This window comes from Nocardia cyriacigeorgica GUH-2 (genome assembly GCF_000284035.1).
Classification (GTDB): Bacteria; Actinomycetota; Actinomycetes; order Mycobacteriales; family Mycobacteriaceae; genus Nocardia; species Nocardia cyriacigeorgica_B.
In genome coordinates, this window is the sequence record NC_016887.1 from 471312 (window position 1) to 492283 (window position 20972).

24 protein-coding genes and 1 riboswitch are annotated in these 20972 nt (G+C 69.2%); of the genes, 13 read left to right on the forward strand and 11 right to left on the reverse strand.

Going from position 1 to position 20972, the window contains the following annotated elements; translation table 11 throughout:
- Positions 1–5: 5 nt before the first annotated feature.
- Together NOCYR_RS02175 and NOCYR_RS02180 are read right to left on the reverse strand one after the other, a co-directional pair.
- Positions 6–668 (reverse strand): response regulator transcription factor, encoded by a 663-nt coding sequence (locus NOCYR_RS02175; RefSeq protein ID WP_014348722.1) that lies wholly within the window; start codon positions 666–668, stop codon positions 6–8.
- Positions 665–2569: a histidine kinase gene (locus NOCYR_RS02180; protein ID WP_148280505.1), complete on the reverse strand. Its 1905-nt coding sequence runs from the start codon at positions 2567–2569 to the stop codon at positions 665–667. The genes NOCYR_RS02175 and NOCYR_RS02180 overlap by 4 nt, the downstream gene beginning before the upstream one ends.
- Positions 2570–2757: 188 nt before the next feature.
- Between NOCYR_RS02180 and NOCYR_RS02185 the strand changes: the two genes are divergently transcribed.
- The 4 genes from NOCYR_RS02185 to NOCYR_RS02205 all read left to right on the forward strand — a co-directional run bounded on the left by NOCYR_RS02185 (position 2758) and on the right by NOCYR_RS02205 (position 5833).
- Positions 2758–3657, forward strand: coding sequence for an ABC transporter ATP-binding protein (locus tag NOCYR_RS02185; RefSeq protein WP_014348724.1), 900 nt, complete (start codon positions 2758–2760; stop codon positions 3655–3657).
- Positions 3654–4523, forward strand: coding sequence for an ABC transporter permease subunit (locus NOCYR_RS02190; RefSeq protein ID WP_014348725.1), 870 nt, complete (start codon positions 3654–3656; stop codon positions 4521–4523). The genes NOCYR_RS02185 and NOCYR_RS02190 overlap by 4 nt, the downstream gene beginning before the upstream one ends.
- Before the next feature lie 350 nt (positions 4524–4873).
- Entirely contained in the window at positions 4874–5329 is a 456-nt protein-coding gene (locus tag NOCYR_RS02200; RefSeq protein WP_048833859.1) for an SRPBCC family protein, read from the forward strand.
- Between the two features lie 60 nt (positions 5330–5389).
- Positions 5390–5833 carry an OsmC family peroxiredoxin gene (locus NOCYR_RS02205; RefSeq protein ID WP_014348727.1) on the forward strand — a complete coding sequence of 148 codons (444 nt, stop codon included), beginning with the start codon at positions 5390–5392 and terminating at the stop codon, positions 5831–5833.
- 154 nt (positions 5834–5987) lie between these two features.
- Here the strand turns inward: NOCYR_RS02205 and NOCYR_RS02210 are convergent, their stop codons facing one another.
- From NOCYR_RS02210 to NOCYR_RS02220, 3 genes are all read right to left on the reverse strand, one after another.
- Positions 5988–6785 (reverse strand): CbtA family protein, encoded by a 798-nt coding sequence (locus tag NOCYR_RS02210; RefSeq protein WP_014348728.1) that lies wholly within the window; start codon positions 6783–6785, stop codon positions 5988–5990.
- On the reverse strand, positions 6776–6979 hold the full coding sequence (locus tag NOCYR_RS02215) for a CbtB domain-containing protein (RefSeq protein WP_014348729.1): 204 nt from the start codon (positions 6977–6979) through the stop codon (positions 6776–6778). The genes NOCYR_RS02210 and NOCYR_RS02215 overlap by 10 nt, the downstream gene beginning before the upstream one ends.
- Before the next feature lie 30 nt (positions 6980–7009).
- Positions 7010–7161: riboswitch (cobalamin riboswitch) on the reverse strand.
- A gap of 39 nt (positions 7162–7200) precedes the next feature.
- Positions 7201–7521 carry an antibiotic biosynthesis monooxygenase family protein gene (locus tag NOCYR_RS02220; protein ID WP_048832649.1) on the reverse strand — a complete coding sequence of 107 codons (321 nt, stop codon included), beginning with the start codon at positions 7519–7521 and terminating at the stop codon, positions 7201–7203.
- A gap of 79 nt (positions 7522–7600) precedes the next feature.
- Between NOCYR_RS02220 and NOCYR_RS02225 the strand changes: the two genes are divergently transcribed.
- On the forward strand, positions 7601–8440 hold the full coding sequence (locus NOCYR_RS02225) for an alpha/beta fold hydrolase (RefSeq protein WP_014348731.1): 840 nt from the start codon (positions 7601–7603) through the stop codon (positions 8438–8440).
- A 130-nt stretch (positions 8441–8570) separates the two neighbouring features.
- Here the strand turns inward: NOCYR_RS02225 and NOCYR_RS02230 are convergent, their stop codons facing one another.
- A complete protein-coding gene (locus tag NOCYR_RS02230; protein WP_014348732.1) occupies positions 8571–9467 on the reverse strand; it encodes an A/G-specific adenine glycosylase in 897 nt (298 codons plus the stop codon).
- A gap of 113 nt (positions 9468–9580) precedes the next feature.
- Between NOCYR_RS02230 and NOCYR_RS02235 the strand changes: the two genes are divergently transcribed.
- On the forward strand, positions 9581–10204 hold the full coding sequence (locus NOCYR_RS02235; RefSeq protein ID WP_014348733.1) for a carbonic anhydrase: 624 nt from the start codon (positions 9581–9583) through the stop codon (positions 10202–10204).
- Between the two features lie 122 nt (positions 10205–10326).
- Positions 10327–10995: a hypothetical protein gene (locus tag NOCYR_RS02240; protein WP_048832651.1), complete on the forward strand. Its 669-nt coding sequence runs from the start codon at positions 10327–10329 to the stop codon at positions 10993–10995.
- Positions 10996–11071: 76 nt separating this feature from the next.
- Here NOCYR_RS02240 and radA read toward each other — a convergent pair whose 3' ends face one another.
- Together radA and NOCYR_RS02250 are read right to left on the reverse strand one after the other, a co-directional pair.
- Positions 11072–12442, reverse strand: a complete 1371-nt coding sequence (radA, locus tag NOCYR_RS02245) for a DNA repair protein RadA (protein WP_014348735.1) — start codon at positions 12440–12442, stop codon at positions 11072–11074.
- A gap of 99 nt (positions 12443–12541) precedes the next feature.
- Positions 12542–13225: a hypothetical protein gene (locus NOCYR_RS02250; RefSeq protein ID WP_014348736.1), complete on the reverse strand. Its 684-nt coding sequence runs from the start codon at positions 13223–13225 to the stop codon at positions 12542–12544.
- A 545-nt stretch (positions 13226–13770) separates the two neighbouring features.
- Here NOCYR_RS02250 and carD point away from each other — a divergent pair.
- From carD to NOCYR_RS02280, 6 genes are all read left to right on the forward strand, one after another.
- Positions 13771–14259: an RNA polymerase-binding transcription factor CarD gene (gene carD / locus NOCYR_RS02255; protein WP_011206964.1), complete on the forward strand. Its 489-nt coding sequence runs from the start codon at positions 13771–13773 to the stop codon at positions 14257–14259.
- 2 nt (positions 14260–14261) lie between these two features.
- Positions 14262–14963: a 2-C-methyl-D-erythritol 4-phosphate cytidylyltransferase gene (gene ispD / locus NOCYR_RS02260; RefSeq protein ID WP_081505283.1), complete on the forward strand. Its 702-nt coding sequence runs from the start codon at positions 14262–14264 to the stop codon at positions 14961–14963.
- Positions 14964–14965: 2 nt separating this feature from the next.
- On the forward strand, positions 14966–15430 hold the full coding sequence (ispF, locus tag NOCYR_RS02265; RefSeq protein WP_048833862.1) for a 2-C-methyl-D-erythritol 2,4-cyclodiphosphate synthase: 465 nt from the start codon (positions 14966–14968) through the stop codon (positions 15428–15430).
- Between the two features lie 99 nt (positions 15431–15529).
- Positions 15530–16936, forward strand: coding sequence for a cysteine--tRNA ligase (gene cysS, locus NOCYR_RS02270; protein ID WP_014348739.1), 1407 nt, complete (start codon positions 15530–15532; stop codon positions 16934–16936).
- Positions 16936–17907 (forward strand): 23S rRNA (guanosine(2251)-2'-O)-methyltransferase RlmB, encoded by a 972-nt coding sequence (gene rlmB / locus NOCYR_RS02275; protein ID WP_014348740.1) that lies wholly within the window; start codon positions 16936–16938, stop codon positions 17905–17907. Before cysS ends, rlmB begins: the two co-directional genes overlap by 1 nt.
- 115 nt (positions 17908–18022) lie before the next feature.
- Complete coding sequence (locus NOCYR_RS02280; protein WP_014348741.1) at positions 18023–18301, forward strand: DUF4190 domain-containing protein; 279 nt, start codon at positions 18023–18025, stop codon at positions 18299–18301.
- Positions 18302–18384: 83 nt separating this feature from the next.
- Here NOCYR_RS02280 and NOCYR_RS02285 read toward each other — a convergent pair whose 3' ends face one another.
- The 3 genes from NOCYR_RS02285 to NOCYR_RS02295 all read right to left on the reverse strand — a co-directional run bounded on the left by NOCYR_RS02285 (position 18385) and on the right by NOCYR_RS02295 (position 20970).
- Complete coding sequence (locus NOCYR_RS02285) at positions 18385–19194, reverse strand: enoyl-CoA hydratase/isomerase family protein (RefSeq protein WP_014348742.1); 810 nt, start codon at positions 19192–19194, stop codon at positions 18385–18387.
- Positions 19195–19246: 52 nt separating this feature from the next.
- Entirely contained in the window at positions 19247–20419 is a 1173-nt protein-coding gene (locus tag NOCYR_RS02290) for an acyl-CoA dehydrogenase family protein (protein ID WP_014348743.1), read from the reverse strand.
- A gap of 173 nt (positions 20420–20592) precedes the next feature.
- Entirely contained in the window at positions 20593–20970 is a 378-nt protein-coding gene (locus tag NOCYR_RS02295; protein WP_014348744.1) for a winged helix-turn-helix transcriptional regulator, read from the reverse strand.
- Positions 20971–20972: the final 2 nt, after the last annotated feature.

Below are 20972 nucleotides of genomic sequence, written 5' to 3' on the forward strand. Positions count from 1 at the left end.
AGGTTTCATTGCCAGCCCGGACGCACCAGGCCGGATTCGTATGCCAGGACTACCAATTGGGTGCGATCGCGGGCATTGAGCTTGGTGAGGATGCGGCTGACGTGGGTGCGTGCGGTGGCGGGGCTCATGTAGAGCCGTTCACCGATTTCGGCATTGGTGAGGCCCTCGGCCACCAGGGTGAGTACTTCGCGTTCGCGGTCGGTGAGTTCGGAAAACGTCGCGGGCGGTGGCTGTTTGGCGTGCTCGGAGAATTCGGCGATCAGCCGGCGGGTGACGCCGGGGGACAGCAGCGCGTCACCGGCCGCGACCACCCGGACCGCACGCACCAGGTCCGCGGGCTCGGTGTGCTTGACCAGGAAACCGGTGGCGCCCGAACGCATTGCCTCGAAGACGTATTCGTCCAGTTCGAAGGTGGTCAGCACGACCACCTTCACCTCCGCCAGTTTCGGGTCGTCGGCGATCATGCGGGTCGCGGCGAGACCGTCCAGAATCGGCATCCGGATATCCATCAGCACCACATCGGGCGCGAGTGCCCGGGTCATCCGCACGGCCTGCTCACCGTTATCGGCTTCGCCGACCACCTCGATCCCGTCCTGTGCATCGAGCAGCGCCACGAACCCGCCACGGACCAGGGCCTGATCATCGGCGACGAGCACCCGGATCGTCATCGGGGCTCCGTTCCGCCCGGGGCGCCGGAGGCGTCGGTGCGGCCATTGGTGGCTGCCCGGCCGGCGGTTGCCGCTGCCGAGCGCTCGGCCGCGCCTGCCGCCGTGACCTGCCCGGGCGATCGAGCAGGAGCCGGCTCGGTCTGGTCGTTCGTGTCGCTCTCGTCGGCCCTCGGCGGCAGGGAGCCGTTGCGTGCAGGTCGGCTGGTGGGCGTCCCTTGGGGTTCGGCATCTGGTCCGCCGATCTGGGCCTTATTCCGTCCGCGGCCCCGGGCATTGGCGGAATTCATGGCGCTGCGCGGCCCAACGGGCGGTGTCGCTCCCACGGGCGAGGATCCAGGGTCCGACGCGTCATCGCCCCGCGACCCCGCAACGTCGGGCTCCGAACGCGCAGGGCTCGCCGCCGGACCTGCGGTGTTGCCCGTCGGACCCGCGGTGTTGCGCGCTGAACCGGACTCGGCTGCGGACCGCTCCGCCGCGCGTCCAGCGGCAAAATCAGCCCGGCCCCCCGCACGTCCGTTGGCCGCACGCTCGCTCGACGCCACTGGTCGCACCGGCAGTCGCGCCGCTACGCGGAACCCTCCGCTGGGGCGGGGCCCGGCCGTCAGCGCGCCGCCGAGTGCGTGGGCCCGTTCCCGCATTCCGATGATTCCGTTGCCGCCGGTGGTGCCGGTGCGCACGGGGGCGCTGGTGGGGCGGGTGTTGTCGATGGTGAAGTCGATCGAGTCGGAGGTGTAGCGGATGGTGACGGTGGCGTCGGCGCCGGGCGCGTGCCGGACGACGTTGGTCAGCGATTCCTGGATGATCCGGGCGGCCGCCACATCGATGACGCTGGGCAGCGGCGCGACGGTACCGAGTACACGGGTGTGCACCGTCAGGCCCGCTTCGCGGATGCGGTGTAGCAGGTCGTCCAGGTCGGCGATGCTCGGTGCCGGGCTGCGCGGGGCGGCGGGCTGTTCGGGCGTCTCGGTGGCCTCGGGTTCGGCCGGGCTCTGCTCGCGGCCGTCGACCGTGGAAGCCTCCGAACGAGGCGTCGGCACAGCTCCCGGCATCGTGGTGCGGCGGCGCCTGGCCCGCGCGCGGCGCCGGCGACCCCGGCTCGCGCGTTGATCCGGATCCGGCGTCGCCTCCGGCTCGGTGTCGACGTCTTCGCCGCCGACCGGGCTTCCGGTGCGGATGGTGTGCAGCAGCGTATGCACCTCGGCCAGCGCGTCCTTGCTCGCGCCCTTGATCGCGGTGAGTGCGGACGCGGCTTGGTCCGGTTTCTTGTCGAACAGTTCCAGCGCCACCGAGGCCTGCACATTGATCAGCGACAGGCTGTGGGCAAGCACATCGTGCAGTTCCCGCGCGATGGCCAGCCGTTCCTCACTGGCCTGGCGCCTGCGCTGGGCTTCCTCGTCGCGCCGGGCGGCTTCGGCCCGCTGTCTGCGCGCCTCCAGCACCGCCTCGCGCTGGCGAATGCCTTCGGCCAGGCCCACCAGCACCGTCAGCCACGCCATCAGCCCGAAGATCTGCCAGCCCTCGGTGGGGCGGCCGAGCAGCGCGGGCAGTGGCCAGACCATCAACAGGTAGCCCAGCAGCACCAGCGGATAGGTCCACCATCGCGATCCGCGGGTGGCGGCGGTGATGAAGGCGATGATCAGCGACAGGAAGATCGGCCCGTACCCGTAGTCCAGCGACAGGTAGCTCACGCAGACAGCGAGCGTGATCAGCAGGACCGGATACGGCTGATATCGGCGAAACAGCAGCGCGACCGGCCCCGCCAGCAACAGCGTGTAGCCGAGGACATCGAGGGTGCGTACTCCGGTCTGTCCGAAGTTGGCCCCGCGCCCGCCGATCACCTGCACCACGGCGACGACAAGCGCCACCCCCCAGTCCCATCCGACCAGGCCCCGACCCGCCATCCCGAACTCCCGCACCTTATGCACCCTATTCGCCCAGTAGCCGGAATCCATCCGTACCGACACGTATTTCCCGGATACGCGCCGTGCACACCCTCGCATCCGGCCTGGATCCGTACGACACCGGACGTACCCGAAGCCGCGTCGCGCGACGGATGTGACCGGCGGGCGGGGCGAGGAGGGTTTGGGTCATGACGGATTCGATCGTGCGGACCACGGAGCTGACCAAGCGCTACGGCACCCATCTCGCGGTGGATCGGGTGGATATGCGGGTGCGGCCGGGCGAGATCTACGGCTTCCTCGGGCCCAACGGGGCAGGTAAGACGACGACGTTGCGGATGCTCGTCGGATTGATCGCACCGAGCGCGGGCTCGGCCACCGTGCTGGGCCATGCGCCCGGCGATCCCGCGGTGGTCCGCCGCATCGGTGTGCTGATCGAGGGCCCGGGCTTCTACCCGTACCTGTCCGGCCGGGACAACCTGCTGGTCATGGCCCGTTATCGCGGGCTCGGCCGCGCCGAGGTGGACGAAGCGCTGGAGCGGGTGGGTCTGGCGGCCCGCGCCGCCGACCGCTATCGCACCTATTCGCTCGGTATGAAGCAGCGACTAGGCGTGGGTACGGCCCTGCTCGGCCGCCCGGACCTGCTGATTCTGGACGAGCCGACCAATGGCCTCGACCCGGCCGGCATGGCGGAAATGCGGTCGCTGATCACCGATCTGGCCGCCGACGGGCACACCGTGCTGCTGTCGAGCCACATGCTCAGCGAGGTACAGGAGATCTGCCACCGGGTCGGCGTCATTTCCGGCGGCCGATTACTGGCCGAATCGACGGTAACCGAACTGCGTGGCGCCGCATCGCTATTGGTGCGCGCCGAACCGGCCGACCTGGCCTTCCCGGCGATCCGCGCCGTGGTCGGTGAGCCGACGATGCTGACCGCGGCCGGTATCCGGGTGGAAGCGAGCGCCGACGCGGCGCCCAAGATCGCCAGGGCGGTCGTCGAATCAGGCGCGGACCTGCTCGAACTTCGCGTCGACGAGAAATCCCTCGAGGAAGTGTTCTTCGAAATGACCGGTCTGGAGGCCGTGCAATGAGTATGCGCATCATGCCGATGACGGATCTGCTGGCCAGTGTGCGGGCCGAACGGCTGCGGCTGACGAAATGGCCCGCGTTCTGGATCATCCTGGGCACCTGGATCCTGTTGAACCTCACCTTCGCCTACCTGTTCAACTACCTGGCCTACCGGTCCGGCGAACAAACGGCGATGTCGGACGGATTGCCGAAAGACCAACTGCTCCAGCAACTACTGCCCGCGGCGGTGCCGGAGGTCTTCACCCAGGGCATGGCCATGTTCGGTGGCGCATTGATGCTGATTCTCGGCGCGCTCACCATCGGCAGCGGCTACGGGTGGGGCACCTGGAAGACCGTGCTCACCCAGGGCCCGTCGCGGATCGTCGCGATCACCGGGACGATGATCTGCCTGGCCGTCGTGGTGGTGGGGCTGGTGGTGGTCGCGTTCGTGGTGGACCTGGGGGTGGCTTCGCTGATCGCGACTAGTGAATCGCAACCGCTGGTGCTGCCGTCGGTGCGGCATTCGCTGGACGGAATCGTCAGCGGCAGCCTGATTCTGGGCATGTGGACGCTGGCCGGCGCGCTGATCGGTGCCATCGCTCGCGGTCCGGCGCTGGCCGTCGGTCTCGGGCTGGTCTGGGTGCTGGTGGTGGAAAACCTGCTGCGCGGGGTTGCGGGCATCTTCGCGCCGATCGAGGCGTTCACCGATCTGCTACCCGGCACCGCGGCGGGCTCGCTGGCGGGCGCGATGCGCAGTACCGATGCGGCGCCCACGCCCGGCGTGCTCGACATCCTGACCCGCACCGAATCCGTCATCGCACTCGTGAGTTACACAGCGGTCTTCGTACTCGCCACCATCTGGCTGATCCGCCGCCGCGATCTGGTGTGAAGCCTCACTGCCCGAGCACGGTGTGTGAGCTGCCGCTGAGCCCCGGCGACCTGTGCCGGGGCCAAGCCGCTCGAGGGGCCACCGCGATCGAATTGGTGTCGGGATAGCGGGATACAGCGTGCCGCTAACCGGTCGGCACCGACCAAGCGGTCCGCATCGGAATCGGCGACGCCGCCGCGATCGTGCTCGGCATCCTCGTGCATCGTGATCCGTTGAGCGCGGGACGATTTGTGGCATCGGCGCTGATCGTCACCGCAATCGTGCAAGCCGAGGTGACCGATCCCGGGTAATCGGATCACCGCTTCGGCAAACCGTCCGACGGGCCGGTGCGCGCGGGTAAGGTCGGTCTGATGGTCGATCAGCATGTGCGTTATCCGGACCTGTCGGCACGGCCTCACGAACTCACCGTCGAGCGGGTCATGACGGCATCGCCGTCGTTGTTGTACCTGGCCTGGACCCAGGGCTTCGACATCTGGTTCGCGATCCCCGAATCGGTCCGCATGCGCCCGCAGGTGGGTGAACCCTTCTACTTCGAAGCCGACAATCAGGGCACGCCGGTCCCGCATTACGGGCGTTTCCTGCGGCTCGAGCCCGAGCGGTGCCTCGAGCTCACCTGGGTCACCGGCGCGGGCGGCACCGAAGGCGCGGAGACCCTCGTCCGGGTGGATTTCGTCAAGCAGCCGCGAGGTATTCGAATCAAGTTGCGGCACAGTGGTTTTCCGAACCGGGAAGCCTGCGATCGGCATCGCGCCGCCTGGCCGGCCGTGCTGGAGCAGCTGGACAAGCGAACCGCTGCCGCGGGCTGAGCGAGGCGGGTAGGTTCGAACGGAGAAACCTCTCGTCAACCGATCGTGGAAAGGACTGTGATGCCCACACGTACCGCGCGCACCGCATGGACCGGCGGCCTGCAGGACGGCACCGGACAGGTCGAGCTGGCCAGCTCGGGTGCAGGCAAGTACGACGTGTCGTTCCCGAAGCGGGCCGCCGACAATGCCGAGGGCGCCACCAGCCCGGAGGAACTGATCGCGGCCGCGCATTCGTCCTGCTACGCGATGGCCCTGTCGGCCGAGATCGGCAATGCCGGTGCCACCCCGCGCAGCCTCGACGTCACCGCCGACGTCACCCTCGCTCCCGACCCGGCGGGCGGGTTCCGCATCAGCGGAATCAAGATCACCGTCCGCGGCCGCGTCGACGGCCTCGACGACGCCGCTTTCCGCACCGCCGCCGAAGCCGCCAAGTCCGGCTGCCCGGTCAGCAAGGCCCTGGCCGGCGTCGACAACATCACCCTGGACGCCGCACTGGAGTCCTGAGCGCACGCCCGGGTCCACCGGCTATCGGGGACCCGGGCGTTTCCGTGCGGTCTTCATCGTCGCGCCGCCCCCGCATCCCGGTGGATCCGGTATCGACGAGAAAGGCAGTGCCGGTCATGGAAACCGACACTGCCCATGGATTTCTCGATGCGGATCAGCCCGCGGAAACAGCCGCCGGCACCGGGGTACGAGACCGGTCGGCGAACTCGGTGAGCACCGCGTAGCCGAGACCCAGGCAGGCCCACAGCGTCGTCGAGACCGCGAGCGAGGAGATCCGGAACTCCCACAGCAGGCTCGCCGGGAAGTCGGCGCCGACCTCGTTCACTCCCGGCAGGACGATGTAACCGATTGCGGTGAGCAGCACGAACGCGCCCACCCCGGCGGTCAGCCGGAGCGTTTCCGGCCGCTCGGCGAGCAGCTTCCACACGTAGACGCCCGCGCCGACGGCGACTATCCCGAGCAGCACCGCCGCCAGCCACAGCAGCGTCCGGTCGTTGATCGTCTCCGGATCGCCGACCGCGGGCGGATTGGCCGGGTACTTGAAGAACGGCACCGCGACGATGCCCGCCCAGCCGCCCACGCCGAGCCCGAGCGCGAGCTTCGGCCCGGACAGTGCGGTGTAGTGGCGCGCGACATGCGCGGCGGCGCCGAAGATCGCGCCGAACGCCATCCCGGCCAGGCCGAGCGCGAGGAACTGGCCCGCCTTCTGGCCGGAGCGGCTGACCAGCGGTTCTTCCTCGTCGCCGTGGCTGTGCCCGCCGGATGCCTGCTCGCCATGCGTATGCCCATCGGCACCTGCGTCGGCGGCCGCACCGGCTTCCTCGATGGCGATCGCCGCCTCCACCTTGGGCTCGCCGACGAAATATCCGACGGTGCCCGCCAGCAGACCGGCGACCAGGCCGGCCAGCAGACCACGAAGTAACAGGGTGCGCAGAGTTCCGGTCAGTGGCACGGAAGACCCAGCAGGTGACGTCCGTCGTGCATCAGCTCATGCATGAACATCCCGCTGCGCGAGATGGCGCCCTGATCGAATCCGACCAGGTACAGGGTGAGCAGTGCGAGCAGAACGACACCAACCGTGATGAGCACGGTAGCCAGGGAATCGGTGACCCGGGCGGATACGCCGGGGGTGTGCACGAAGGCCATTGCCAGTCCTCCTTGGGATAAACGCGTCCCGTCGAGTGGTCGCGAAGGTGCCGGTGTCTGGCTTTCCGGCACCGAACCCGGTGGCTGGAACACAGTGGCGCGACCGCTCCGGAATTGCACCGGATTACCGCGTCACCTACGCGTTTGTCCCTCGAACTGTGACACCCCACAGCCGCCGTCGTCAATATCGGGTGGCGACGGCTGCCGGGTGCGTAAAGGCCTCAGCCCGCGGAAGCCGCCTTGCCCGCGACGTCGAGCACGACCTCGAATTCGAGCAGCGAGGCACCGGTGGCGACCGGCTTCTGCTGCTGGCCGGCATGCGCTTCGCGGGCCGGGCCATCACGCCAGGCGGCGAAGGATTCTTCCGAATCCCATTGCGTCACCACGAAGTACCGGTTCTCTCCGGCGGTCGGCCGCAGCAGCTGGAAGCCGAGGAAGCCCGGCGAGTTCTCCACCGCGTGCGCCCGGTGGGCGAAGCGCTTCTCCAGCTCGGGGCCGGCGCCCTCGGGAACCTCGATCGCATTGATCTTCACAACAGACATGCCTCGATTCTGCCCCCTCGGACCGCGAGGGCAGGCAGGTGCGACGGTTATCACCGACGGGTGCGGCACAATCGCGGACGTGTTGTACGACGAAGGCGGGACGGGCACGCCGCTGCTGCTGTTGCACGGCCTGATGGGCAGCGCGCGCACCTGGCGCGATCACCTGGACTGGCTGCGCGGCTTCGGCCACGTCTACACCTTCGACGCCGCCGGCCACGGCAGACCGGCCCCCGCCGAGTTGAGCACCGAGGCCTTCGTCGCCGATCTGGCCGCCGCGACCGCGTCCATCGCCGAACCCATGGTGGTGATCGGCCATTCGATGGGCGGGCTGCACGCCTGGATGTTCGCCGCGCAGTTCCCGGAACGGGTGAAAGCGCTGGTGGTCGAGGATATGGCCCCCGATTTCACCGGCCGCACCGCCGCGCACTGGGCCGCCATGATCGAGGCCTGGCCGCAGCCGTTCCCCGACGAGGCCGCGGTGCTCGACTTCTTCGGCCCGGTCGCCGGACGCTACTTCCTCGCCTCCTTCGACCACGGCCCCGACGGCTACCGGCTACACGGCTCGGTGTCGACGTTCCGCGACATCTCCGAGGAGTGGGGGACCAGGGACTTCTGGACGCAGTGGCGCACCATCGAGGTGCCCGCGCTGCTGATCGAAGGCGAACACACCATCACCCCGCCGGGCCAGATGCGCGCGATGGCGGAGGTCCATCCCGGCGCCGAATACGTGCTGGTGCCCGATGCCGGTCACCTGGTGCACGACGATCAGCCCGAGCGTTATCGGGCGGAGGTGAGCGGGTTCCTGGGCCGTGTGCTCGGCGGTGAGCCGATCGGCGATGACCCGCGCCCGGGTCTCGCTCGCACGTTGCCTGATACTCCGGCGCCCGCAGCGGCATCGGATGAGGGACCGGCTGACTGATTCGAGCGCGGATCCACAGACAGCGGCCGCCGCGAACTCTGGCTGAGCCGAGCGATACCGAACCGCGCTTACCGCCGGCGCGGCCGGTGCTGCGCGAAGGATCCGGGCGAGCTGCTGACGTACCCCGAGGTCAGCTCCCGGGTTCGACGTGCCCGGCCTCGCCCGCCAGCGCGAACAACCCGTCGGCCGTCTGCTCGATGAGCCCGTCCACCAACAGCGAGTCCAGCGCCCGGTCCCGCTGACCCGGGTCGCGGGTCCACGCCATATCCAGCCGCACCCGCTCGACCGGACCGGACGCGTCCCGGAGCACATCCATCAGCCGCCCTCTGGCCTGCCGGTCGGTGCCCTCGTACTTCTGCGTCCGTCGCACTACCTGCGAGGCGGGCCGGCCTGCCTCGTTCCAGGCACAGCGGGGCAGCGGACAGTTGTCGCAGGAGGGGGAGCGGGCGGTGCAGATCAGCGCGCCGAGCTCCATCAGGGCGGCGGAGAAAGTCGCGGCGCGCGGCACCGACGCCGGCAGCAGGGCCTCCGTCTCGCGAAGACCCTTCGCCGACGGATTACCGGCATCCGCCTTCCCGTGCACCGCTCGGGCAACCACGCGGCGAACATTGGTGTCCACCACCGGAACTCGCTGCCCGTAGGCGAAACACGCGACGGCGCGGGCGGTGTACGCGCCGATCCCGGGCAGGCCGAGCAGCACCTCGACGTCCTCGGGCACCCGATCCCCGTGCTCGCTCGCAAGCACCCGCGCGCATTCGTGCAGTCGCAGCGCGCGGCGCGGATATCCGAGCTTGCCCCACGCCCGCAGCACCTCTGCCTGCGAGGACGCCGCCATGGCCGACGGCACCGGCCAGCGCGCCACCCATTCCCGCCAGATTGGTTCCACCCGCACCACCGGCGTCTGCTGGAGCATGATCTCGCTCATCAGGATCTGCCACGCGCTCACGCCCGGCCGGCGCCAGGGCAGATCGCGGGCGGTGACCCGGTACCAGTCGAGCAGGGCATCCGGGTCAACCGTGGCTGTCAATGTCGTCCTCACCTGCTGCTCACCGCGTTGGATCGGGCCTGGCCAGACGGTGTTAGCGGCCTCGTAACCGGAACCGACTCGTCGGTAACACTCAATCTGTGCAAAATGGACACATGCCTCAGTCGAACCCGATCAGCGCCTGGAAATCCCTCCGCGACGGTAACGACCGTTTCGTCAACGGCACGTTGCTGCATCCTAATCAGGGCGCCGCGGATCGAGCCAAGCTCGTCGGCGGTCAGCACCCCACCGCCATTCTGTTCGGTTGCGGAGACTCCCGCGTCGCCGCCGAACTCATCTTCGACCAGGGCCTCGGCGACATGTTCGTGGTCCGGACCGCCGGCCACGTGGTCGACTCCTCGGTGCTCGGCTCCATCGAATACGGCGTGCAGATCCTCAACGTGCCGCTGATCGTGGTGTTCGGCCACGACAGCTGCGGCGCGGTGAAGGCCACCCTCGACGCCCTCGACGGCGGCGAGGTTCCCGGCGGCTTCATCCGCAGCCTGGTCGAGCGCGTCACCCCGTCGGTGCTGATCGGCCGCCGCGAGGGCCTGTCCACCGTTGACGAGTTCGAAGCCCGCCACGTCCAGGAGACCGCCGAGCTACTGCGTCAGCGCTCCTCGATCATCGCCGACCGGGTAACCAACGGGCAGCTCGCGATCGCCTGTGTCACCTACACCCTGGCCGACGGTAAGGCCAAGCTGCACAGCTCGATCGGTGACATCGGCGAGGTCGCCTGAGCCTCGAACGCTCGCATACGCCCAGCTCTCGACGGGTGCGCGGGGCGTCGCCGACACGGTTGACGCCCCGACACGCCGTGCCCCTGAGTTGCTGTGCCGAGCGGTGCGCTTACCGTTGAGTCGTGCTGGAACCGAATGGACCGCTGCCTCCGGAGATCTATTGGCGGCGACGTGTTTTTGCCATCGGCGTGCTGGTCGTCGCGCTCGTGCTGGTGATCTGGCTGGTGGTCGCGGTATCGCGGGGCGGCGATTCGCCCGGCGATACCCAGGCGGCGGCGAATTCGTCGACCGAGACGAACAAGCCGGCCGGTCAGGCGTCGACCAAGAAAGAGTCCGCCGCCGAATCGTCCCAGCCGTCCGGCTCCGCCACCTCCAGCAGTGCCACGCCGGTGGCCGCGGGCCAATGCTCGGACCAGTCGCTGGCGGTGAAGGTGACCGTCGCCCAGCCCACCTACCGGGTGGGTGAGCAGCCGGTCTTCGGCATCGTCATCACCAATATCTCCGCCGACGCCTGCACCCGCGATATGGGTTCGGGCCTCCAGCAGGTCTCCGTGCACACCCTCGACGGTCAGCGCCGGCTGTGGGCCAGCACCGATTGCTATCCGGACGGCGAACCCGATGTGCGCACCTTGCAGCCGGGTGAGCAGGCCGCCTTCACCGTCACCTGGACCGGTGCGACCTCGCAGCCGGAATGCGCGGGGGAGCGGGTGCAGGTTCCGGCCGGTGCCTACAACGTCGTTGCCCAGCTGGGCGCGATCCGCAGCGCGCCGGAGCCGTTCAACATCGCCTAGCGCTTCGGGCCGCGGCCGCCCGCGCCCGCCAGCCAGGCCGGTTCAGCCGCGACGAGTCGGTCTTTGCCGCCAGGTCTCAGCCCTTGCCCTTGCTGAGCCCGGCCATCCGGATGGCCCCGCGCAGTGACGTCGCCTCGATCAGTTTCATCGGCGTCGACTTCGCATCGGTGCCCGGCGGCACGATCGCGGTGGTGAACCCGAGCCGTTCCGCCTCGGCCAGCCGCCGCGCGGTCGCGGTGACCCGGCGGACCTCACCGGCCAGCCCCACCTCGCCGAGGATCACCCAGCCCGGCTCCAGGGCGGTATTACGAGCGGAACTGGCGATGGCCAAGGCCACCGCCAGATCCGCGGCCGGCTCCACCAGCCGCATCCCCCCGACGGTGGCTGCATAGATATCTTGCTTGCCCACATAGAACCCGCAGCGGCTCTGCAAGACCGCCAGAATCATCGCCACCCGGTTGTAGTCCAGCCCGCTCACCGCACGCCGCGGCGCAGGCACCTGGGTGTCGACGGTCAGGCCCTGGACCTCACCGACCAGCGGACGTTTACCGTCCAACGCCACGGTGACCGCGGTGCCCGGCACCGAATCGGTGCGGTGATGCAGGAACAACCCCGACGGATCGGCCACTCCGGTGATGCCGTCGTCGTGCAGTTCGAAACAGCCCACCTCGTCGGCGCTGCCGAAGCGGTTCTTGATCCCGCGCACCATGCGCAGCGTGGAGTTCTTGTCGCCTTCGAACTGCAACACCACGTCCACCAGATGTTCCAGGGTGCGCGGACCGGCGACCGCGCCGTCCTTGGTGACGTGCCCGACCAGCAGCACCGCGATCCCGCTGGATTTCGCCAGCGCGGTGAGCGCCGCCGTCACCGCGCGCACCTGGGTGACCCCACCGATGACGCCGTCGGTATCCGGCGCGAGCATGGTCTGCACCGAATCGACCACCAGCAGCGTCGGCCGCACCTGCTCGACATGCCCGAGCACCATCGACAGATCCGATTCCGCCGCCAGGTACACCCGCTCGTGCACCGCCCCGGTGCGGTCGGCTCGCAGGCGCACCTGCCCCGCCGACTCCTCGGCCGTCACGTACAGGGCGCGTTCGTCGCGGGCCGCCGCCCAGCGGTGGGCGACCTCGAGCAACAGCGTCGACTTGCCGACCCCCGGTTCACCCGACAGCAACACCACCGACCCGGCGACCACACCACCGCCGAGCACCCGATCCAACTCCGGCACGCCCGTGGACCTGGCCGCGGTGAGCTGGGAATCGATCTGTGAGATCGGCGCGGCGGCGGTACTCGGCAGCATGGCCCGCCGCCCCGCAGGCGCCGCTACCGAGGGCGCGATCTCCTCCACGGTGCCCCACGCACCGCAGTCGGGACATTTACCCACCCATTTGGCGACCTCGTGCCCGCACGCGGAGCACTGGAACACCGGCTTGCTTTTCGCCACACGCGCACCCTACGCAGCCGCACCGACACCGCCGCCCCGCAACGCGAACGGCCGCCGCATCCGGGGATGCGACGGCCGTTGCGCGAAAACTCAGCGAGCTCAGTGCCCGCCCTTGGCCCCACCTTCGCTCGCGCGCGACAGGTCCGATTCGTGGCGCTCGGCCACGGTGCCCGCGTCGACCGGCACCTGCATCTGCACGGTGCCGTTCTCCTTGAAGTCGAAGGTCACCGTGTAGGTCAGGCCCGGGGTGATGTCCTTGGTCAGGCCGGTGATCTCGATGCGCGCGGGATCGGCCTCGGGGTCCTCGCCCGCACCGGCGGCGGGCGCCGCGGTGGTGGTGGGCGCGGCGGTGGTGGTCTCGGTGCCGTGCTGCTCATCGGAGGTGCCGTGCTCGTCCGAGGAGCCGTGCTCACCGGCGGCGGCGGTGGTGTCGGCGCCGGCGGCCACGACGGTCTGCTGCGGCTTCAGCGTCAGCGTGGAGCCGCCGCCGGGGGCGGTGATCTTCACGTCGCCCAGATCGGTGCTGATCTTGGTGAGCTCGTCGGCGGTGGTCTCGCTGGTGTTGACGATCGACAGCGCCAGCACGGCCTGGCCGCCGGTGGCGTTGGTGTGCTCACCGCTGGGCGGGTAGACGATGTGCACGTTGCGCAGCGAGATCTTGCCGACGTCGGCGTGGTTGCCGTTGATCGCGGCCACCTGGTCGGCGGTCTGCGAGATCTGGCCGGCGCTGCAGCCGGTCAGGGCGAGCGCCGCGCCGGCCGCGAGGGCCGCAACCATCGTCATGCGACGCCGCGGGGTCGTACCTGCCGCCGGGGCGGTCACAGCTGTCAGGGCAGTCACGGGTTGTCCTCCATGTCGAGCGGGCTCACTCCAACTAGGGACTGTAGTAGTTGGCCGGGAGTACCGGGCGCGCGGGGAGTATGTGTCGGGCCGGATCGCCCGGCCGCGCCGACGGGTGCGCCGGGCGCGCAAAGGTACGTGCGGTGCTCCGCCCGGCCGCGCGCGACCCTCCGCTCCCCAAGCGGAAGGTCGCCGGTTCGAGGTGCGTCCCGGCCGCGCGGGTGCGCGAGGGGCGACGCGCGCGAGGGTTGTTTCGGGCTGATCACGATTCGCGGTTGTGCGCGCGGCTGTGCGCAGTGCTACTGTCCCGCTGGGTTTCCCGGCGCTGGAAGTGCCAGGAGGTAACTCGTTCTGGCACAACGCAATGCACATCTCGCAGATTCTGTCAAGCCCCGAGGTAGCCCCGTTGTGGCCCTGACCTGCACAGTTGATCGCGCCGTTATCGAGCCGCATGTTAAACTGTGAACATCGAAAGGGGCACGGGACACATGATTTTTAAGGTCGGAGACACCGTCGTTTACCCCCACCACGGAGCGGCGCTGATCGAAGCTATCGAGACTCGCACCATCAAGGGTGAGCAGAAAGAGTATCTGGTCCTGAAGGTCGCCCAGGGTGACCTGACTGTTCGGGTTCCCGCAGAGAACGCGGAATACGTCGGCGTGCGCGACGTCGTCGGGCAGGAAGGTCTCGATCGGGTTTTCCAGGTGCTACGTGCGCCGCATACGGAAGAGCCGACCAACTGGTCCCGCCGCTACAAGGCCAACCTGGAGAAGCTCGCCTCCGGCGATGTGAACAAGGTGGCCGAGGTCGTCCGCGATCTGTGGCGTCGGGAGCAGGACCGCGGTCTGTCCGCGGGCGAGAAGCGGATGCTGGCGAAGGCCCGGCAGATCCTCGTCGGTGAGCTCGCGCTCGCCGAGGGAACCGATGACGGCAAGGCCGAGACGCTGCTCGACGAGGTTCTCGCAGCGGCTTCCTGACCGTGAACAGCTCTAACGGCCGTGTGGTCGCGTTGGTGCCTGCCGCCGGTCGTGGCGTGCGCCTGGGTGGATCGACACCCAAGGCGTTCGTCGCGGTCGGCGGTACACCCATGCTCAGATACGCCGTCGATGGGCTGCTCGCATCCGATGCCGTAGACGAGATAATTGTCATGGTTCCGGCCGAACTGGTGCAGATCGCAGTTGCCCTGCTGCCGTCCGCCGCGCCGGTTCGCGTCGTCGTCGGCGGGGCCGAGCGCACCGATTCGGTCCGCGCCGGCATCGCGGCCGCACCGCGGGCCGATTACTACCTCGTCCACGACGCCGCCCGCGCGCTCACCCCACCCGAGCTGATCGCCCGGGTGGCCGCCGAGCTGCGCGCGGGGCATCCGGCCGTGGTGCCCGCGCTCCCGGTCGTCGACACCGTGAAATCGGTGGACGAGCGCGGGATCGTCACCGGAACCCCGGACCGGTCGGCCCTGCGCGCCATCCAGACCCCGCAGGGATTCGCGGCCGATTTGCTGCGCGCCGCCTACGCCACCGAGGTCGCCGCCACCGACGACGCGGGCCTGGTCGAACGCCTGGGCCACCCGGTCCGCACGGTGCCCGGCGACCCGCTCGCCTTCAAGATCACCACCCCGCTCGACCTGCACCTGGCCGAGGCCGTCCTGGCCGGCGCCGAACTGCCCGCGGCGGGTGTCCGATGACCATGCGCGTCGGCATCGGCAGCGATGTCCATCCGATCGAACCCGGCCGCCCGTGCTGGATGGCCGGGCTGCTCTTCGACGGCGACGACGGTTGCGCCGGCCACTCAGACGGCGACGTCGCCGCGCACGCGCTCTGCGACGCCCTCCTCTCGGCCGCGGGCCTCGGCGACGTCGGCGCCGTCTTCGGCACCGGCCGCCCGGAATGGGCGAACGTCTCCGGCGCCGCCATGCTGAAAGAAGTGCGCCGATTGCTCGACGAGGCCGGATACGACGTGGTCAACGCGGCGGTCCAGGTGATCGGCAACCGCCCCAAGATCGGCCCGCGCCGGGCCGAAGCGCAGCAGGTCCTCGGCGATCTGCTGGGCGCGCCGGTGTCGGTGTCGGGCACCACCACCGACGGTCTCGGGCTCACCGGGCGCGGTGAAGGGGTCGCCGCCATGGCGACCGCCCTGCTGCACTGTCGGTAGTCCAGCCCCGCCGACCCGCGCCGATCCGGCCGCGGACCTGTCGGAATTTCGAGACTCCGCCCGCAGCGCAACCCCATATACCAGCTAGGATCGACTGCCGTGACTCTGCGCCTATTCGACACCGAGACGCGGACCATGCGTGATTTCACGCCACTGGTCCCCGGCCATGCCTCGGTGTACCTGTGTGGCGCCACCGTGCAGGGTGAACCGCACATCGGGCATGTGCGCAGCGGCGTCGCGTTCGACGTGCTGCGCCGCTGGCTGACCGTCAACGGCCACGATGTCGCGTTCATCCGCAATGTCACCGATATCGACGACAAGATCCTGAACAAGGCCGCCGCCGCCGGACGGCCGTGGTGGGAGTGGGCCGCGACCCATGAGCGCGCCTTCGACGAGGCCTACCGGCAGCTCGGTGTGCTGCCGCCGTCGGCCGAACCGCGCGCCACCGGCCACATCACTCAGATGGTCGAGCTCATGCAGCGGTTGATCGACCGCGGGCACGCCTACGCCTCGGCGGGCAATGTCTACTTCGACGTGGTGAGTTACCCCGAGTACGGCGCGCTGTCCGGGCATCGTCTCGATGACGTGCACCAGGGCGAAAGCGCGGGCGAGGGCAAACGCGATCCGCGCGATTTCACCCTGTGGAAGGCCGCCAAGCCAGGCGAGCCCACTTGGCCGTCGCCGTGGGGTCCGGGCCGGCCGGGCTGGCATCTGGAATGCTCGGCGATGGCGGAGTTCTATCTCGGTTCGTCGTTCGATATCCATTGCGGCGGAATGGATCTGGTCTTCCCGCACCACGAGAACGAGATCGCCCAGTCCAAGGCGGCCGGGCACGGTTTCGCGCAGTACTGGCTGCACAATGGCTGGGTCACCCTCGGCGGCGAGAAGATGGCGAAGTCGCTCGGCAATGTGTTGTCGGTGCCCAATGTGTTGAAGCAGGTCCGGGCGGTCGAGCTGCGGTTCTACCTCGGTGGCGCGCATTACCGTTCGATGCTCGAGTACTCCGACAAGGCCCTGCAGGATGCCGCGCAGACCTATCAGCGCATCGAGGCGTTCGTGCATCGGGTGGTCGAACGCGGTGGTGACGTGCCGGTGGGCAAGTGGACCGACGCCTTCGCCGCCGCCCTCGACGAGGACCTCGCGGTGCCCAAGGCGCTCGCCGAAATCCACCATGTGGTGCACGAGGGCAACAAGGCGCTCGACGCCGGCGTGCTCGACACCGCGCGCGAGCATGCCGGCCAGGTGCGTGGCATGCTGGCCATCCTCGGTGTCGATCCACTGGACCCGCAGTGGCACACCCCCGGTGATTCCACCGCCGCGACCGCCGCGCTCGATGTGCTGGTCAATGCCGAACTCGAACGGCGCCAGCAAGCGCGGGCCGACAAGGACTGGGCGACCGCCGACGCGGTGCGCGACCGGTTGCACGCCGCGGGTGTCGAGGTCACCGATACCCCCAACGGCCCGGAATGGTCGCTGGTCACCCCACAGCCAGGAAAGGCCGACTGATGGCAGGCAATTCGCAGCGCCGAGGCGCTGTCCGCAAGGGCGGAACCAAGAAGGGCCAGGTTGTCGGATCCGGCGGCAAGCGCAGGCGTGGACTCGAGGGCCGGGGTGCGACTCCGCCCGCCGAGATGCGTAAGTACCATCCGGCCGCCAAGCGTGCTGCCGCGAAAGCCAAAGCGGCGCAGGCAGGTTCGGGTGGACGCCAGAATCGTCCGGCCGGTCGCAAGACCGACGACGGGCCGGAGATGGTGCTCGGGCGTAACCCGGTCGTGGAATGCCTGCGCGCCGGTGTGCCCGCCAGCGCGCTGTATGTCGCCGTCGGCACCGAGAACGACGAGCGGCTGACCGAGAGCGTCCGGATCGCCGCCGACACCGGCATTTCCATCCTGGAAGTTCCGCGTACCGATCTGGACCGGCTCAGCGCCAACGGGTTGCATCAGGGCCTCGCGCTCCAGGTGCCGCCGTACCGCTACGCCCACCCCGACGATCTGGCCGAGCGCGTGCGGGATTCGGGGCAGCCGGCGCTGATCGTCGCGCTGGACAACATCTCCGATCCGCGCAACCTCGGCGCGGTGATCCGCTCGGTGGCCGCGTTCGGTGGTCAGGGTGTGGTGATTCCGCAGCGCCGCAGCGCCAGCGTCACCGCGGTGGCCTGGCGCACCAGTGCGGGCGCGGCGGCCCGGCTGCCCGTCGCGCGGGCCACGAATCTGACCCGCACGCTGAAGGATTTCGCCGCCAAGGGCTATCAGATCGTCGGCCTGGACGCCGGTGGCGACACCACCCTCGACGAGTTCGATGGCACCGCACCGACGGTGATCGTGGTCGGCTCCGAAGGCAAGGGCCTGTCGCGGCTGGTCCGCGAGACCTGCGATGCCATTCTGAGCATTCCGATGGCGGGTCCGGTGGAATCGCTCAACGCCTCGGTCGCCGCGGGTGTCGTGCTCGCCGAAGTGGCCCGTCAGCGCCGCATCTGAGATCGCCGCACGCCCGGACGGTGGGGCTCGTCCGTGCGCGTGAGCGAAACGCCGCACGGCCGCGACACTCGGTAAAGAACGCGCAAAGGCGGCCTACCCCCGTACAATTCGGCTCGTGGTGATACCCAATCAGCCCATCGGTCAGACGATCGAGCACCCGCGGGCAACCCTGGTGCTGGTGCTCGGCGCCGTGAGTTTGATGTGCTGCGGGGTCCTCGGGCCGGTGGCCTGGGCGCTGGGCAAACAGGCGCTCGACCAGATCAACGATTCCCACGGTGCGTTGAGTGGGCGCGCGCAGGTGATGGTGGGCTACATCCTCGGGGTCATCGGCACCATCATGATGATCATCTGGGCGCTGCTGTTCCTGCTGATCCTGCTGGGCGGCAACGCCTAGCGAACTGTCGCTCGGTGCGGACTCGGTCGCGTTCCGCTGAATGCCGCTTCGGCCGCCCAGTCGGCGAGGGCGCTCACCGCCGCTCAGTGCAGGCTCGGCCGCTCCGGTTCGTCCGGGTGGTCCCAGGCCGGCCACTCTTCGGAGATCGACCCGGACCAGTCGGGCTGACGCCGTTCCCGGAACGCCGTCATCGCCTCCCCGCCGTCGATGCTCTTGGCCACGTGCTGGTTCAGCTCGCTCTCCAGCCGTCCCACCACCGACGGCGCCATATCCATGCTTTCCCACAGCAGCCGCTTGGACAGCGCGGCTGTCAGCGGGGCCGAGCCGTTGGCGATATCGTGCGCCACCGCCAGCGCGGTCGGCAGCACCTCGCCGCCGGGTAGGCAGGCATTGGCCAGGCCCATCGCCTTGGCCTCCGCGCCGTCGAAGGTGCGGCCGGTGAGCAGGATGTCGGCGGCGTTGGCCAGGCCCGCCAGTCGCGGCAGCGTCCAGTGCGCGTACCCGTCGGCGAGCACGCCGCGGCGCACCTGGCTCAGCCCGTACACCGCGTCGTCGGCCAGATAGCGCAGATCGCATTGCAGCGCCAGCGCCAGTCCGATCCCGACGGCGTGCCCGTTGACGGCGGCGATCACCGGCTTGCGCACCCGGAACGGCGGCGGGTCGATGGTGCCGGTGACCTCGCCGACCCGGTCGGACAGGTCGGCGCCGGCGCAGAACGCGGGCGGGGTGCCGGTGATGACGACGACGCGAATGGCATCCTCGGCATCGCAGCGCTGCAAGGCCGCGCTGAGCTCGGCGATCATGGCCGGCGTGAAGGCGTTCTGCTGGGCGGGGCGATTCAGGGTGAGGACGGCGATGCCCGCGGAGACATCGACGAGCAGTTCCGAACTCATGCCTTGGATCGTAGACGACCCCGCCCCGCCCGGTGGGCGCTCGGGCGAGTGCTCAGGGACGCAGGATCTGGCGGCCGATGGCGTACTTGTGCACCTCGGTCGGGCCGTCGTAGAGCCGGAAGGCGCGCATATCGCGGAAGATCATCTCCACCACGGTCTCGTCGCTGATGCCGATGCCGCCGAGTACCTGCACACAGCGGTCGGTGACCTTGAACAGCTCCTCGGAGACGAAGGCCTTGGCCACCGAGCTCTCGTGCCGGGCCTTCTCGCCCTGATCCATCAGCCAGCAGGCGTGCCAGATCGTCAATCGGCACTGGTGCAGTGCGATCTCGTTGTCGGCCAACATGAACGACACACCCTGGTGTTCGCCGATGGTCTTGCCGAACGCGGTCCTGGTCTTGGCGTGCTCGACCGCGATGCTGTGCGCGCGTTCGGCCGCACCCAGCCAGCGCATGCAGTGGGTGAGCCGGGCCGGGGCCAGCCGCAGCTGGGCGTAGCGCAGCGCCTGGCCGGCCTCGCCGAGCAGCGCCTCCTTGGGGAGGGTGAGCTGGTCGAAGCGCACCACGCCGTGTCCGGCGACGTAGTTGCGGTCCATGGTGTTCATGGTGCGTTCGATGACGATGCCCGGCTGATCGCCGTCGGTGAGGAATAGTGTCGGCCCCGCCGGCAGATGCGGGTTCTCCGCGAGCCGCGCCATGATGATCCAGGTCTTGGCCCCATTGGCGCCGGTGATCAGCCATTTGCGGCCGTTGATGGTGAAGTTCTCGCCGTCGAAGGTGGCGGTGGTGGCCAGCTGGTTGGGGTCCGAGCCGGCGCCGCCCGGTTCGGTCATGGCGAAGACCGAACGCTGGTGGCCGTTGATCACCGGCATCAGGTAGCGCTCGGTCTGTTCCGGGTTCGCGATCTTGGACAGCAGGAACATATTGCCCTCGTCGGGCGCCGCGCAGTTCATCGCGATGGGGCCGAGTGTCGACCAGCCCGCCGCCTCGTACAGCACCGCCTGCTCGACATGGGTGAGCCCGCGCCCGCCCAGCGCCTCCGGGGCCTGAATGGTCAGCAGCTTCTCCGCCCGCGCCAGCTCCACCATCTCCTGGCGCAGCTCATCGGTCGGCCCGTGCGCGGTGAGCCGCGGATCGCGCTCGAACGGCACGATCTTCTCGGTGACGAACCGGCGGATCCGATCGCGTTCGGCGGCGAGGTCGGCGGGAATGCTGAAGTCGATCATCAGTGGTCACCTTCGTTAGGGGGTGCGTTCGATGAGCATACGAAACCCGCGCGCACCTACTGAAGGCACATGCCATCAAACGGTATCGCGCGGGTGTTCGGCCGGGTTCGCGCAGGCGACGGGCGGTGCTGTGATCGAGCGGGTTTCACCGGGACGCGACTCCCGCTGCCGTGTCAGTCGCGGGCCCGGCTGCGGGCCTGTTCGACCTCGTTGATGTGGTTCTCCGCCCACTGCCGTAGCGCCGTGATGGGCTCGGCCAGGCTGCGCCCGAGTGCGGTGAGGTCGTAGTCGACGCGGGGCGGGATGGTGGGGTAGACGGTGCGGGTGATGAACCCGTCGGCCTCGAGGCTGCGCAGAGTCTGGGTCAGCATCTTCTGTGAGACACCTTCGATCCGCCGGCTCAGGTCGGTGTAGCGCATGGTGCCCCCGAGCAGGGCATCCACTACGAGGACCGTCCACTTGCCTGCGATGTGATCGAGCACCTGGCGGGTCGGGCACTTCGCCGAGAACGCGTCGGCCGGCAAGCCCGAGGACTCAACGATCGTCTCCATAG